Origin of the sequence: Jiella soli (genome assembly GCF_020615385.1) — a bacterium.
Lineage (GTDB): Bacteria > Pseudomonadota > Alphaproteobacteria > Rhizobiales > Rhizobiaceae > VKMB-3413.
Window position 1 is genome coordinate 24,129 of sequence record NZ_JAJAVB010000032.1, and the last position, 13,392, is coordinate 37,520.

14 protein-coding genes are annotated in these 13,392 nt (G+C 66.2%); 3 read left to right on the plus strand and 11 right to left on the minus strand.

The window, feature by feature from the left end:
* Positions 1–10 precede the first annotated feature (10 nt).
* The 11 genes from LH400_RS20320 to LH400_RS20370 form a co-directional block, all read right to left on the minus strand.
* The gene (locus LH400_RS20320; RefSeq protein ID WP_229155090.1) at positions 11–325 is read right to left on the minus strand and encodes an FCD domain-containing protein; all 315 of its coding nucleotides are present in this window, start codon (positions 323–325) and stop codon (positions 11–13) included.
* A complete protein-coding gene (locus LH400_RS20325) occupies positions 231–533 on the minus strand; it encodes a hypothetical protein (protein WP_229155091.1) in 303 nt (100 codons plus the stop codon). The genes LH400_RS20320 and LH400_RS20325 overlap by 95 nt, the downstream gene beginning before the upstream one ends.
* Before the next feature lie 481 nt (positions 534–1,014).
* The gene (locus tag LH400_RS20330; protein ID WP_229155093.1) at positions 1,015–2,388 is read right to left on the minus strand and encodes an amidase; all 1,374 of its coding nucleotides are present in this window, start codon (positions 2,386–2,388) and stop codon (positions 1,015–1,017) included.
* Entirely contained in the window at positions 2,385–2,585 is a 201-nt protein-coding gene (locus tag LH400_RS20335) for a hypothetical protein (protein WP_229155095.1), read from the minus strand. Before LH400_RS20335 ends, LH400_RS20330 begins: the two co-directional genes overlap by 4 nt.
* Entirely contained in the window at positions 2,582–3,325 is a 744-nt protein-coding gene (locus tag LH400_RS20340) for a DUF1028 domain-containing protein (RefSeq protein WP_229155097.1), read from the minus strand. Before LH400_RS20340 ends, LH400_RS20335 begins: the two co-directional genes overlap by 4 nt.
* Before the next feature lie 25 nt (positions 3,326–3,350).
* Positions 3,351–4,082: an ABC transporter ATP-binding protein gene (locus LH400_RS20345; protein WP_229155099.1), complete on the minus strand. Its 732-nt coding sequence runs from the start codon at positions 4,080–4,082 to the stop codon at positions 3,351–3,353.
* Complete coding sequence (locus LH400_RS20350; RefSeq protein ID WP_229155100.1) at positions 4,079–5,902, minus strand: branched-chain amino acid ABC transporter ATP-binding protein/permease; 1,824 nt, start codon at positions 5,900–5,902, stop codon at positions 4,079–4,081. The genes LH400_RS20345 and LH400_RS20350 overlap by 4 nt, the downstream gene beginning before the upstream one ends.
* Positions 5,895–6,731 (minus strand): branched-chain amino acid ABC transporter permease, encoded by an 837-nt coding sequence (locus LH400_RS20355; RefSeq protein WP_229155102.1) that lies wholly within the window; start codon positions 6,729–6,731, stop codon positions 5,895–5,897. The genes LH400_RS20350 and LH400_RS20355 overlap by 8 nt, the downstream gene beginning before the upstream one ends.
* Before the next feature lie 71 nt (positions 6,732–6,802).
* Positions 6,803–7,912 carry a substrate-binding protein gene (locus LH400_RS20360; RefSeq protein WP_229155394.1) on the minus strand — a complete coding sequence of 370 codons (1,110 nt, stop codon included), beginning with the start codon at positions 7,910–7,912 and terminating at the stop codon, positions 6,803–6,805.
* 77 nt (positions 7,913–7,989) lie between these two features.
* The gene (locus LH400_RS20365; protein WP_229155104.1) at positions 7,990–8,859 is read right to left on the minus strand and encodes a nitrilase family protein; all 870 of its coding nucleotides are present in this window, start codon (positions 8,857–8,859) and stop codon (positions 7,990–7,992) included.
* Between the two features lie 248 nt (positions 8,860–9,107).
* Complete coding sequence (locus LH400_RS20370; RefSeq protein ID WP_229155106.1) at positions 9,108–9,689, minus strand: cupin domain-containing protein; 582 nt, start codon at positions 9,687–9,689, stop codon at positions 9,108–9,110.
* Between the two features lie 638 nt (positions 9,690–10,327).
* On the opposite strand from LH400_RS20370, the gene LH400_RS20380 reads away from it, so the two are divergent.
* The 3 genes from LH400_RS20380 (at position 10,328) to LH400_RS20390 (ending at position 13,371) form a co-directional block, all read left to right on the plus strand.
* Positions 10,328–12,082, plus strand: coding sequence for an alkaline phosphatase (locus LH400_RS20380; protein WP_229155107.1), 1,755 nt, complete (start codon positions 10,328–10,330; stop codon positions 12,080–12,082).
* Positions 12,083–12,195: 113 nt separating this feature from the next.
* Positions 12,196–12,660: a hypothetical protein gene (locus LH400_RS20385; protein ID WP_229155109.1), complete on the plus strand. Its 465-nt coding sequence runs from the start codon at positions 12,196–12,198 to the stop codon at positions 12,658–12,660.
* A 3-nt stretch (positions 12,661–12,663) separates the two neighbouring features.
* A complete protein-coding gene (locus LH400_RS20390; protein ID WP_229155111.1) occupies positions 12,664–13,371 on the plus strand; it encodes an ABC transporter ATP-binding protein in 708 nt (235 codons plus the stop codon).
* Positions 13,372–13,392 lie beyond the last annotated feature (21 nt).

Sequence of the window (13,392 nt, forward strand, 5' to 3'; positions counted from 1 at the left end):
GCCCGACGCTCTAGCCGTCCACTTCGGCGAATTCCGCGAATGCTCCGCTCTTCGCGATCTTGGCAAGCAGCCGGTCGCGAGTGGCGGTCACGTGATCGAATACGGCCCGACCCGCGCCTTCCGGATCGCGCTCCTGGAAGGCCCGTACCATCTTCTCGTGTTCGCGTATCACCGTGTCGTAAATGCCCCGCGTGTAGCCGCCGAAACTGTCGGCCACGGTCCTGACCACCCTAGTACGACCCGCAAGAATCATCTCCGCTTCCCAGTTGCCGGCGATCGCGTAGGTCCGGTCGTGAAACAGGATGTTCTCGCGCGAGGCGACCATCGGCTTGTCCGTTCTTCTCGAAGATGCCCGCATGCATGCCGACATAGAGGTTGATGTAGCCGAGGTTGTGAACCGCCTCGCTGAAATTGACTTCCTTCAAGTCCGCAGCGGCGGATGCCGCCGGATGGAACATCGCCGGCACGGCGGCGACTCCGGCGGCGAGAACCACCCGCACCATCAGCGCTTTAAGGGCGTCAATAATCTTCATTGATTTGCTCCGTTTCATTTCGCCGTTGCACACCGTGGGGAGGAGAGCGGGTAAGGCCGTGTCGGGACCGCGGCTCCCACATCGGATGGATTGGCAAGCGCCGTGCCAGATGCCGTTCGCACACCGCAGAACCGGAAAAATCGTAGTTATTGCAGGTAGTTGTGAGCATCCGCTGGTGCGAGGCGAGCGGATCCGGAGAATCGGAGACGCGACGGGCGCGCCCGATCTGCCGAGAAAGATCGAGCCCGTGGACGATCTGCCCTTCCGCCGTGCAAAGCGGGGCTCGAATGACAATTTTGCCAATGAAGCGCCCGGCGCGCCTCGAAGATGAGACCTTCGTCACACTGAGCGACGGCGTCCTCCCGCCGATCGACAGATGGACAGGGAAGCGTCTTCTTCGGGCACGGCCGTCGGGGAGCGCCGGCTCGCCTGGCTTTCGCCGGCCGGCCGGGAATCGTCGGAGTTGGCGGTCTTTCTCGACCTATTGGCGCAAGGCGCGCTCGACCGCCGCGGCGGCGCGCACGACATTTGCCTCGTCGAAGGCGGCGCCGGCGATCTGAAAACCGATCGGCAGGCCCTTTCCGTCGAAGCCGCAGGGGATGCTGATCGCCGGCAGGCCGAGGAGGTTCCAGGGATAGGTGAAGCGCCAGGAGGTCTCCAACACCGCCTCGCGCCGGCCACCCAACTCGACCTCCTTCTGGCCGACCTGCCAGGCGGTGATCGGCATGGTCGGGCCGACGACGACGTCGACGCGGGAGAAGACGTCCCGGAATTTTCGGCCGAGCATCGCCCGGTAGCGTTCGGCCTGCAGATAGTCCGAGCCGGTCACCAGCCGGCCCATCTCGACCAGCATGCGCACATCCTCGGCATAGGCGTCGACCCGGCCGGAACTCAGATGCGGCAGATGATAGGCCGTGGAGGAGGAAAGCTCGATCGCGAAGATCGCGCCGAGGCCGTATTGCAGCTCCGGAACCTCGAATTCGACGATCTTCGCTCCGTGGCGGCCGAGCAGGGCGATGGCGGATTCCACCGCAGCTTCCACCTCGGGATCGAGCGCCTCGAAGAAATGATTGCGGCAGACCCCGACGCGCAGCCCCTCGGCGCCCCGGTCGAGCGCGGCCGAAAGATCGGGGCACGGTACGTCGGCGGAGCCGGGGTCGTCCGGGTCGGCGCCCGCCATGATCCCGGTGAGGAGGGCCGCGTCCGCGACGGTGCGGGCGAGCGGCCCGGCGTGATCGAGAGACCAGGAATGCGGCACGATGCCGGAGCGGCCGATCCGCCCGAAGGTCGGCTTGAAACCGACATTGCCGCAAAGGCTCGCGGGAATGCGGATCGAGCCGCCGGTGTCGGAGCCGGTCGCGGCGAGACAGAAGCCTGCGGTGACGGCCGCTCCCGAGCCGCCGCTCGAGCCGCCGGGCACGCGGGTCTCGTCGTAAGGATTGCGAGCCGGCGGCGTCTCCATGCCCCAGGCGAATTCGTGCATCCGGGTCTTGCCGATCAGGACCGCACCGGCCGCGCGCAACCGGCGGATCGCCATGCCATCCTCGCGCGGGAAGGTGACATCCGCCTCCGTCCCGGCCGTCGTCGGCATGTCGGCGGTGAGGTAATTGTCCTTGATGGCGATGGGGATGCCGTGCAATGGCCCCGAAGCCGCGCCGGACCGGGCCGCTTCGTCGGCGCGCCGCCCCTGATCGAGCGCGTCCCCGGCGATGTGAACGAATGCCTGAAGCGTATCGTCGCGCGCCGCGATACTGTCGAGGCAGCGGGCGACAAGATCGGCGGACGACATTTGCCCGTCCCGAATGGCCGTGGCCACGGCCGCAATCGGCGCGGCCAGCGCATCGTCGGGCGTCATTGCGGGTCCTCCTTGCCTGTCGGCCGAAACACCACGGCCGGATGCGTTTCGCCGAGATCGAGCGAGCGCAGAATGGCGATCTGGCGGGCGATCGCCGCATAGGCCTTGCGCACCTCGTCCAGCCGGTCGGAGCGGATGAGCGTCTCCGGGTCGCGTTCACCGCCGCCGTTTCCACCGTCGCCCGTTGGCGCGCTCATGGCCGGTCGCTCCCGCCGCCGCCCGGCCTGTCGGGTGGAGACTTCAACAGGAGCTCCATGACGCCGGGCGGGAAGGCGCTCGGCTCGTCTCGCTTCGGCATCCCGTCGACGAAGGGCATCAGCTGCCGTTTGGCGATCTCGTAGACTTCGCGCAGCCGCGCGATCGGCGCTGCGTCCTCGTCGACCCGAAGATCGACCCGGGCATAGGCCTCCTTTCCGAAGACGAGGAGTGCGGCGGCCTGCTTGCCGCGCTTGTCGCCGCCGACGGCCTGCGCCGCTTCGAGGCACTGCATCAGTCGCTCGTCGAGGCCGTCGGCATGGCGCGCCGAAAAGGTCTCGGCGAGCGCCGCGATCACCTCCGGCCCGGTCAGCATGTTTCCCTGGGCGCTGAAGTCCGGACCGTGCTGCGATCCCTGCCATTCGGTGCAGGAGCCGCCGGTCCAGACGGCGGAACCGCCGGAGGCGTCGACCACGCCGACCTGACGCAGCTCCGCTTCCGCGTCGCTTTCAAGCGCACTTGCCAGGGCCGCCTCGGCGCTGGAGCCCGCCGAGAGCGAATCGAGGATGGCGGTTGCGAGATAGGGATTGACCCAGGACTGCGTGGTCACCGCGCCGACGCCGGCGCGGACATAGGGGCAGATCGCGCCGACGGCGGGGACGGCCGAGGCGACCGCGACGCCGAGTTCGCCCGTGCGCGCGCAACGCGCGACGATCGAGAAGGTGTTGGCTGCGATGCTCATCGAAAGTCTCCGCCTGGCGGGATCGTCAGATCCGCAAATGCTCTTCGAGGGTCGCCGCCGTGTCGGCATGGGCGACGTCGCCACGTTCGACGATCTCGCCGATCTTGAGGATGGCGTAGCGGTCGGCGACCGAGAGCGCGAAGGGCAGGTTCTGCTCCACGAGCAGGATCGCGACGCCGCTCTTGTCCTTGGTCGCCTGCAGGACTTCGGCCATCTTGGCGACCATGGTCGGCTGCAGGCCTTCGGAAATCTCGTCGATCAGCATGATCTTCGGCCGGGCGATCAGACCGCGCGACAGGAGCAGCATCTTCTGCTCGCCGCCCGACAGCGTACCCGCGCGCTGGCGCAGGCGCTGGGCGATCCGCGGGAAGGCGGCTTCGACATCGTCGAGGCGCTGCCTCAAGAGTTCATCGCTTTCGACGCCGAGCCGGAGGTTCTCCTCCACCGTCAGGTCCTGGAAGATCGCATATTCCTGGGGCGTGTAGGCGACGGCGCGGCGGGCGATGAGATGCGGCGCGCTGTTGGTGATGTCGGCGCCGGCAAGGCGCACCTTGCCGCTGGATGCGCGCACGAAGCCCATGATGGTCTTCAGGAGCGTCGACTTGCCCATGCCGTTCTTGCCGAGGATCACCAGGATCTCGCCGGCCGCGATCGAAAACGAGACGTTGCGCACGACCGGGGCGGCGTCGTAGCCGCTGGTCAGGCCCTCGACCGCGAGCACGCTGTCGGCGGGCTCCAGCTTACGGACGGCGCTCATGCCTTGGCTCCCGCGTCCTGGCCAGAATAGACGGCCTTGACAAGATCGGAGGAGACGACCTCCTCGACACTGCCGTCGAGCAGCATCTTGCCCTGGTGCAGCACCACGATCCGGTTGGAAATTTCGCGCACGAAGTCGAGATCGTGCTCGATCAGGAAGACGCAGAGGCCGTATTCCTCGACCAGCCGGGTCAGCACTGCGCCGATCGCTGTCCGTTCCGCCTTGGTGAGGCCCGCCGTCGGTTCGTCGAGCAGGAGCACGCGGGGTTCGGTCGCCAGCACCATGGCGAGCTCCAGCCCGCGCTTCATCCCGTGGGAGAGATAGCGCGTCTCCAGCCCGAGCTGCCGGTCGAGGCCGGTGGCCTTCAGGATCTCCAGCGCGGGCGTGGGAAGCGCGACCTTGTCGCTGCGCTCGAAAAAGCGCGCGCCGTCGATGCGGTAGCGGGCGAGGCGCAGACAGTCGCCGACGGTGAGGCTGTCGAACAGGCTGGTGTTTTGGAAGCTGCGGCCGACCCCGAGCGCCACAATCTTCTGCGGCGAGCGCCGGCCGATGCTCTCGCCGGCGATCGCCACCTCGCCGCCGGTCCGCTCGCTGCCATTGCTGATGCACCGCATCAAGGTGGTCTTGCCGGCGCCGTTCGGACCGACGATCGAGAGGAGTTCGCCCTTGCGTCCTTCGACCTCGATCCCGTCGAGCACGGTCAGGCTGCCATAGCGGCAGGTGAGGGCCTCGATGCGGATTGGAGCCGCGCCGTCGGACAGGTTTTCTTGCAGCCTGCGCCCCGATGCCGGGACGAGGGTCACGGTCGAGCGGTGCCTGTGAGCCTCCGCACCGTCCTTGCCGCGCGTCTTGTAGCGCCGCCAGGCGCCGGTGACGAGCGAGGCGATGCCGTTGGGCAGGAGGATGATCACGACGACGAAGGCGACGCCGACGATGAACTTCCACAAGAACGGCAGGCTGCCGGACAGATAGGAGGAGGTGACGTCGATGCCGATCGCGCCGAGGATCGGGCCGATCAGCGTGCCACGGCCGCCGAGCGCTACCCAGATGAGCGACTCCGTGCCGAGCAGGAAGCCGGCGAGCTCCGGCGCGACAACGTCGGTGAAGGCGGCGTAGCCGAAGCCTGCGACGGCGCCGATCGCGCCGCAGACGGTGAACAGCCCGGTCTTGATGCCGGAAACAGGGATGCCGAGATAGGCGCAGCGGTCCTCGTTCTCCCGGATGGCGATGAGGATGCGGCCGAAATCGCCGCGCACGAACAACCAGGCAAGCGATGCGACCGTGACCAGAAGCACGCCGGCGATGACGAACCAGGTGGCGATCGACCAGTAATAGGTCGGGAAACCGGAAAGCCCGCTGCTTGAGCCGGTGAATCGTCCGCCGGAGAAGATGACCTGAACGAGGACGATCGGCAGTGCCAGCGTCATGATCGACGAATAGAGCGGCGAGGCCCCGTGATAGAAGGACAGGAGCCCGACCAGCCAGGCGATCAGCGCCGCTGCCATGATGCCGATGAAAAGCGCGGCGAGGAACCAGCCAGGTCCGAAGCCCCAATGGGTGAAGACCAGCGCGCAGGCATAGGCGCCGATCCCGAAGAAGGCCGACTGGCCGAAGGTCAGGATCCCCGTATAGCCCCAGACGAGATCGACGGTCAGCGCCAGGACGCCCAGGAAGAGGGCGCGGATCAGGACGTTGGTCAGATAGATGCCGAGGAAATGCGGTGCCGCGACGACGAGGACGATCGCCAGGACGGCGACGATCGCGGTGGTCCAGTAGGGCGCGCGCGCGCCCCGCGGAGCCTCGGAGGTGATGTCAGCCACGGGACAGCCCCTGGGGTTTGATCCTGAGGATCACCGCCGCCAGGACGACGATGGTGATGCCGCCGATGATCGGGCTGACGAAGGTCGAAACCAGGACCTGAGCGCCGCCGAGAAGAAGCGAGGCGAGCGCGAGACCGGGAATCGCCACGCCGGAGACCAGCACCAGCATGAAGGAGTTGACCAGCCAGGGCAGGCCCATGTTCGGATCGACCGACAGAAGCGGCGTGATGAGCGCGCCCGCGGCGCAGGCGAGCGCCGCGCCGAGGCCGAAGGTAACGGCGCGCACCCTGACGCTGTCGATGCCGAGGCCACGCGCGAGGTTCTCGTTCATGATCACGGCGCGGGCGTTCAGCCCGAAGCGGGTATAGTAGAGAAGGGCGGTGAGGGCAGTGCCCAGGACGATCGCGACGAGGACGAGGATCAGCCGCCAGGACGAATAGCTGATGGCGAAGAGGTCGGCCGTCCCTGAGATCGGGCTCTCGGCGAATTGCACACCTCTGCCGAAGATGAAGGTGATGATCTGCGCGATGACGATGCCGAGGCCCCAGGTGGCGAGGATCGCGTCGAGCGGTCGGTCATAGAGCGGGCGCAGGATGACGCGCTCGACCACGACCCCGAGCACGAAGCCCACGATCGCGGCCGCCGGGATCGTCAGCCAGGCGTTGAAGCCTGCGTCGGTCACCACATGGGCCGAATAGCCGCCGACCGTCAGGAAGGCGCCATGGGCGAAGTTGATCAGCTTCATGACGCCGAGGATGATCATCAGACCCGCCGCGACGATGAACAGCATCGACGACGTCGTCACGATGTCGAGGAAGAGCGTCGCCATCTGGCTTCCTTCAGGTTCGCACGAAAGGAGCGGGCGGGCGGCATTGCCGTCCGCCCGCCGCACTCACGAGATTACAGGTTCGGGCACTGCTCGCCGGGATCGACGTCCTTGAACGTCTTGATCACCTCGACGCCGCCGTCGTCCTTGACCTGGCCGAGATACATGGTCAGCGGCGTGTGGTGCTGCTTGTCCATCTTGATGACGCCGCGCGGACCGGTGAACGAGACCTGCGGCAGGGCGTCGACGACGGCCTGCGGATCGGTGGAGCCGGCCTTCTCGACGGCCGCCTTGTAGAGGTAGATCGCCTCGTACTGCGGCACCGACAGGTCGTTCGGCGTCTTCAGGTCGGAGCCGAACTTCTTCTCCATCGCGGCGAGGAAGGTCTTGTTCTCCGGGCTGTCGATGCCGGTCAGATAGGATTGGGAGATGAAGATGTCGGACGCGTCGGAGCCCATGCTCTTGGCCGTGCCCTCATCGACGGCGAGGTTGCCGTAGGGAATCTCGACGCCGGAATTGCGCAGCTGCTTGGTCAGCGTCACGTTGGGAGCGCCGCCGGCCGTGGAGGTGATCAGCGCGTCCGGGTTCTTCGACTTCAGATCCGAGATGATCGCCGTCCAATCGGAGCCGTCCATCGGCAGATATTCCTCGCCGAGGACCTTGCCGCCGCTCTTCTCGATGTACTGGCGGGTGAACTCCAGCATGCCGCGTCCGAAGGCGTAGTCGCTGCCGATCAGGTAGAAGGTCTTGGCGCCGTCCTCGTTCATGAAGTGGTCGACGATCGGCGTCACCTGCTGCTCGGGCACCCAGGCGTCGACATACATCCACGGGCTGCAGGATCGGCCTTCGTAGAAGGAAGTGTAGATGTACGGCTTGCCGGCGCGGTTGACGATCGGCAGGCCCGCATTGCGGGCGGCGCTCGTCTCCATCGAGATCAGCACGTCGACATCGTCCTGGAAGACGAGCGAGTCGAAGGCGCGCTGTGCCCCCTGCGCGCCGCTGCCGTCGTCGGCGACGACCAGCTCGACCTTGCGCCCGAGAATGCCGCCATTGGCGTTGATCTCTTCGGCCGCGAGCTCGCTCGACTGGACGACCGACGGCGCCACGACGCTGTTCGCGCCGCTGAGGCCGACGGGAATGCCGATCTTGATCGGATCCTCCTGCGCCGAGGCGCCGTATGTCATCGCTCCCAGCAGCAGCAGGCTGCCGGCCAGATGGGTGAGTTTCATGACGTCGTTCCCTGTTTGAGAGCGGCTCGGTCTCAGTACCAGTTGGGTCGAGCCTCGGTCCCCAACATTTCCCCGTAGAGATCCGTCCGGCGGTCCCGGACGACCTGGTTGAAGGCGTTCCAGTTTCGCTGGCGGCGGGATTGCGAAAGGTCGACCTTCGCGCTGATCATCTCCGGCTCGTCCCGGCTTGCCGGTCCGGCAACGGGCCAGCCATTGTGGTCGACGATCACGCTCTGGCCGATGAAGGGCTGGCCGCGCTCGGTGCCGACGCGGTCGCAGGCGGCGACCACCATCGAATTGGAATGCGCCGCGCCCATGCAAAGGATGTTGGCCATCGCCGGAAGGTGTGGAGGCTGGCGCTCCATCGGCACCCAATTGGTCGGCACGCAGACGATGTCGGCTCCCTGCAGCGCGAGCAGGCGCCAGGCCTCGGGGAACCAGCCATCGTAGCAGATCAGAACGCCGAGCCGGCCGAAGCGCGTGTGGAAGACAGGAAAGCCGAGATCGCCGCGCTCGAAGAACAGGGCTTCGGCATCCCACAAATGCGTCTTGCGATAGGCCCCGATGACGCCGTCCGGCCCGATGACGACGGCGCTGTTGTAGAGTTTGACGCCGTCGCGTTCGAGAAAGCCGGCGACCAGCGTGACGTTCTCCTTCGCCGCGGCCTCGCACCATCGGGCGATCGTCTCGCCTGTCGCGGTCTCCTCGGCGAGCGCGTACGCCTCTTCCCGGCTCTCCAGCACGTAGCCGGAATTGCAGAGTTCCGGCAGGACGATCAGATCGGCGCCGCTCGCGGCGGCTCGGGCGATCAGCGCGAGGCTCGTCTCGACGTTCCGATCCTTCTCGCCGATGCGCGGCTCGAACTGCGCGCATGAAATCTGGATCTGGGCTTCGTGCGCCATCTATCCCGGCTCCCGGTTTCTCGAACCGCATCTCCCGCTGGTTCAGGGGGCTTGCGTCTTACCTCATGCATGAAGCCTACCCGATCCATTGTCTTGTTCAAGCGACTTGAATGGAAATTTGAAAAGAAACTGAGCGAGCCTAAGGATTGTGCACTTTGCGCCCGCGGCTTCCATCGAACTCAGGTTGTGGCCCCCGGCCAAGGCGAGCGGAAGGTTGCGTTTGCCCGCCCCGACCACTGCCGCCCGGGTCAGAAGGTCGGCGGGGTGTTGACCCAGAGTATGCGCGCCACTTGATCGCCGTCGTTCCGGTACTCGTGGGCTCTTTCAGACCGGAAGGCGAAGGAATCGCCGGCCGCAAGCTCGTAGACCGTCCCCTCGACGACGAGGGTGACCTGTCCTTCGAGGACGAAGCCCATCTCCTCGCCGACGTGAGAGAAGGCACCGTCAGTCGAACCGCCGGGATTGACGATGTGGATATTCGCCTCGAGGAGGTTCTGCGGAGACGCGGGCGGCAGGCGCTCCAGCATGATGCCGGCCCCGAAGCGCGACCGGCCGACGCCGATCACCGGGCGTTCCCCGGCGCGATGGACGACGGCGTTGCGATCGTCCTCGGCGCTGAAAAGGAAGGTGATGTTGATCCCGAGTGCATCGACGAGCTTGCGGAGCATCGTCAAGGTAGGGTTCACCTTGCCCGTCTCGATCTTCGACAGCATGCTCTCCGAGCAGCCGACCGTCACGGCCAACTGCTTGAGCGAGAGACTGTGCAGGGTCCGCATGTGGCGGAGTTTCAACCCGAGATCGGCGGGCAGGGCGCTGCTGCTGTCCTTCATGGGTGGCGAGCCTTGATCCGATGCAGGCGCTGACGGTTGCAACGACTCTGCCTGCACCGACAGTTAAACCAAAGATGGGGAAGACCGAAACCTCGAAGGGCGACGCGCGGCCTGCGACCGCGCTTCGCCGGCTTCGGCAGAAACGGTGCGAGCGTCATCCACTCCGCATCCGTCAGATCGTTCGGATCGCGCTTCGTCTTTCGCTCGATCGAAGCCATTCTCGCTCGGGTCTGTCGTGTCCACATCCAGAGTGTGAAACAATAAATCAGATCCAGACAAAACCCATTCTCAAACGGTCTCTATCCGCCCGCGCGGATTTCCCACGGGTTTCCTGGCCCGGGGGGCAAGACGCCCCGGTCCTCATGACGGGCAGGTTCAGCATTTCCGTGAGAAACGGCCGGAAACCGGCCCGCCGGAGACGCTGGTTCATCGGCGCCAGCCGGCATTCTTCCATGCTGAAGCGATCGCGGTTGCAATCGCGCGATCGCGCACCGGGCGAGCGTGCGTGCCGACGATGCAGTCGTTCCAAGACGAGGCGGGACTATCCCGGCGGTGTTGCTGTCATCCCACCGTCATTCTCAACTCGTATGGCCGGGCCGTAACCGATCCTCACCTACGACGTCTTCGGGAGAATATTCATGCGCGGGCTTCTCGCAGCATTTGCCGTTTCCACCTGTCTTGCCTCCGCGGCCGCGGCAGCGACCGTCTATCCGCTCGATCGTGCGACGATCCTTGCCGCTTCGCCCTTCGACATGAAGGTCGAGTTCGACAAGGTCGTCAGCCCCGACCAGGTGTCGGTGACGATCAACGGCACGCCGGTGAAGGACGTCTTCGGCAAGGAGGCCGAATTCGTCGAGAAGGAAGACGGCGCCGAGGCCTCGGCGGTCATCCTTCGTGATGTCAGGCTCGCCGAGCCGGGCACCTATACGGTCGAGGCGAAGGCCGGCGACGAGACGAAGTCGGTGACCTGGGAAGTGTTCGGCACCCAGGCGACCCCCAAGGCGAAGAACGTCGTCTTCTTCCTCGGCGACGGCCTGTCTGTCGGCCACCGCACCGCCGCGCGGATCATGTCCAAGGGCATGACCGAGGGCAAGGCGAACGGCCGTCTCAATATGGACGACCTCGACCACATGGCCTTCATCGGCACGTCCTCGACCCATGCGATCGCCACCGACAGCGCCAACACCATGTCGGCCTACATGACCGGCCACAAGACCCGCGTGAACGCGCTCGGCGTCTACGCCGACCGGACCCCGGACACCCAGGACGACCCGAAGGTCGAGACCATCGCGGAGGCGCTGCGCCGCACCGGCGACAAGTCGATCGGCGTCGTCTCCACGGCCGAGATCGAGGACGCGACGCCGGCGGCCGTCGTCGCCCACACTCGCAAGCGCGCCGACAAGGCCGACATTGTCGGCATGTTCTACAAGGTCCAGCCGGAGGTCATCCTCGGCGGCGGCTCGGCCTATTTCCTGTCGAAGGATGTCCCGGGCTCCAAGCGCAAGGACGACAAGGACTACATCCAGATGTTCAAGGACGCGGGCTATTCGCTGGCGACCACGAAGGACGAGCTGGAGCAGGCGACCGGCACCAACACCGGCAAGATCCTCGGTCTGTTCCACACCGGCAACATGGATACCATGCTCGACCGAGAGTTCCTGAAGAAGGGCACGGTTGAGAAGTTCCCGAACCAGCCGGGTCTCGTCGAGATGACGAAAGTCGCGCTGGATCAGCTTTCGAAGGACGAGGACGGCTTCTTCCTGATGGTCGAGGGCGCCTCGATCGACAAGATGTCGCATCCGATGGACTGGGATCGCGCCGAGATCGACACGATCGAGTTCGACAAGGCGATCGGTGTCGCGATGGACTTCGCCAAGGATCACCCGGACACGCTGATCGTCGTCACCGGCGACCACACGCACGGCGTTTCGCTGATCGGGACGATCGACGACGACAAACCGGGCGAGGAGATGCGCGAAAAGGTCGGCACCTATGACGACGCCGGCTTCCCCAATTACGAGGACAAGAACGCAGACGGCTATCCCGACCGGGTCGACGTCTCCCGGCGCCTCGCGATCTTCGCCAACAACTATCCCGACTATTACGAGACCTTCCGCCCGAAGATGGACGGGCCATTCGAGCCGTCGGTGAAGAACGAGAAGGGCGAGTACGTCGCCAACGAGCAGTACAAGGACGTGCCGGGCGCGGTCCTGCGCGTCGGCAACCTGCCGAAGGACGCCGACTCGGCGGTCCACGCTGTGGACGACGTCGTGCTGCAGGCGACCGGCCCGGGCGCGGAAGAGTTCAAGGGCTACATGGAGCAGAGCGACGTCTACAAGGTGCTGGCCGACGCTCTCGCCTTGGCGCCGACGAAGGAAGCGGCTGCCAAGTAAGCCGCCATCGTGCCGAAGTGACTGGCTCCGGGCGCCATGCGTCCAGAGCCAGAGCCGTTCGGCGCCGCCGCCCGGCGCGGCGCCTCGCCCCGCCTCGAACAGGAGAGAGATCCATGGTCGCCACTCTCACGTCTCGTCGGAATTTCCTGGCCTTTTCCTCCGCCGCCCTGGTCGGCCTGCCGCTGTCGGTCCGCCGCGCGCCGGCCGCGACGCCGCCGCTGACCTTCGACGAGCTCTACGGCAGCTACAGCGCGCTCGGCCTGACCTTTTCCGACAAGGTGGAGCGGCTGAAGGGCGAGACGGTCGTCATGCAAGGGTTCATGGCGCCGCCCCTGAAGGCGGAGGCGGACTTCTTCGTTCTCACCGAAATCCCGATGGCCCTCTGCCCGTTCTGCTCGACCGATGCCGACTGGCCCGACAACATCGTCGTCGTCTATCTCACGCGGACGCAGACCTTCGAGCAGGCGAATGCGCTGATCGAGGTGACCGGACGGCTGGAGGTTGGCTCCTGGACCGACCCGGAGACCGGCTTCCTCAGCCGGTTGCGCATCGTCGACGCCAGCTTCGGCGCGGCCTGATCCATGCTGTCCCTCGCTATCCGCGACCTCGAGGTGTCCTTTCCCGGTCTCGAACGGCCGGCTCTGGCGATCCCCGATCTGTCGCTCGCGCCGGGTGAACGGATCGCCGTGACCGGACCGTCCGGCTGCGGCAAGACCACCTTCATCAACATCGTCACCGGGCTGGAGCGCGTGCGCCGCGGCCGCGTGTCGTGGCAGGACACGGATCTGGCCGCTCTCTCCGAGGCTGGCCGCGATCGCTGGCGGGCGAAGAATGTCGGTCTGGTGATGCAGGATTTCCATCTCTTTCCCGGCCTGTCGGCGATCGACAACGTGCTTCTGCCGAAGCGACTCGCGGCCTTCCGGCTGGCCGCGGGCATGGCGGGAGAGGCGGAGCGTCTGTTGAAGCGCGTCGGGATCGAGCGGCTGGACCAGCCGGTCGAGACGATGTCGCGCGGGCAGATGCAGCGCGTCGCCGTCGCGAGAGCGCTTGTCGGCAAGCCGTCCGTGGTCGTGGCCGACGAGCCGACGGCCAGTCTCGACGCCGATTCGGGCGCTGCGGTCGCGGACCTCCTTCTGGAGCTTGCCGAGGCGGCCGGCGTCACGCTGATCGTCGCCAGTCACGAGCGTCGGCTCGTCGACCGGCTCGAACGGGTGCTGCGGATGGAATCCGGCCGCATCGTCAGCGACGCGCCCCAGGCGAGGGCGTCGCGTGTTCCCGTGCCGGCCTGACGGCGCGGATTCGTCTTCGAC

Excerpts from the sequence above, each read along its gene's own strand:
- LH400_RS20340 (WP_229155097.1), bottom strand. The coding sequence starts at position 3,325 with ATGAGCATCGCAGCCAACACCTTCTCGATCGTCGCGCGTTGCGCGCGC.
- LH400_RS20360 (WP_229155394.1), bottom strand. The coding sequence starts at position 7,912 with ATGACATACGGCGCCTCGGCGCAGGAGGATCCGATCAAGATCGGCATT.
- LH400_RS20365 (WP_229155104.1), bottom strand. The coding sequence starts at position 8,859 with ATGGCGCACGAAGCCCAGATCCAGATTTCATGCGCGCAGTTCGAGCCG.
- LH400_RS20330 (WP_229155093.1), bottom strand. The coding sequence starts at position 2,388 with ATGACGCCCGACGATGCGCTGGCCGCGCCGATTGCGGCCGTGGCCACG.
- LH400_RS20370 (WP_229155106.1), bottom strand. The coding sequence starts at position 9,689 with ATGAAGGACAGCAGCAGCGCCCTGCCCGCCGATCTCGGGTTGAAACTC.
- LH400_RS20355 (WP_229155102.1), bottom strand. The coding sequence starts at position 6,731 with ATGGCGACGCTCTTCCTCGACATCGTGACGACGTCGTCGATGCTGTTC.
- LH400_RS20390 (WP_229155111.1), top strand. The coding sequence starts at position 12,664 with ATGCTGTCCCTCGCTATCCGCGACCTCGAGGTGTCCTTTCCCGGTCTC.
- LH400_RS20335 (WP_229155095.1), bottom strand. The coding sequence starts at position 2,585 with ATGAGCGCGCCAACGGGCGACGGTGGAAACGGCGGCGGTGAACGCGAC.
- LH400_RS20380 (WP_229155107.1), top strand. The coding sequence starts at position 10,328 with ATGCGCGGGCTTCTCGCAGCATTTGCCGTTTCCACCTGTCTTGCCTCC.
- LH400_RS20385 (WP_229155109.1), top strand. The coding sequence starts at position 12,196 with ATGGTCGCCACTCTCACGTCTCGTCGGAATTTCCTGGCCTTTTCCTCC.
- LH400_RS20320 (WP_229155090.1), bottom strand. The coding sequence starts at position 325 with ATGGTCGCCTCGCGCGAGAACATCCTGTTTCACGACCGGACCTACGCG.
- LH400_RS20325 (WP_229155091.1), bottom strand. The coding sequence starts at position 533 with ATGAAGATTATTGACGCCCTTAAAGCGCTGATGGTGCGGGTGGTTCTC.
- LH400_RS20345 (WP_229155099.1), bottom strand. The coding sequence starts at position 4,082 with ATGAGCGCCGTCCGTAAGCTGGAGCCCGCCGACAGCGTGCTCGCGGTC.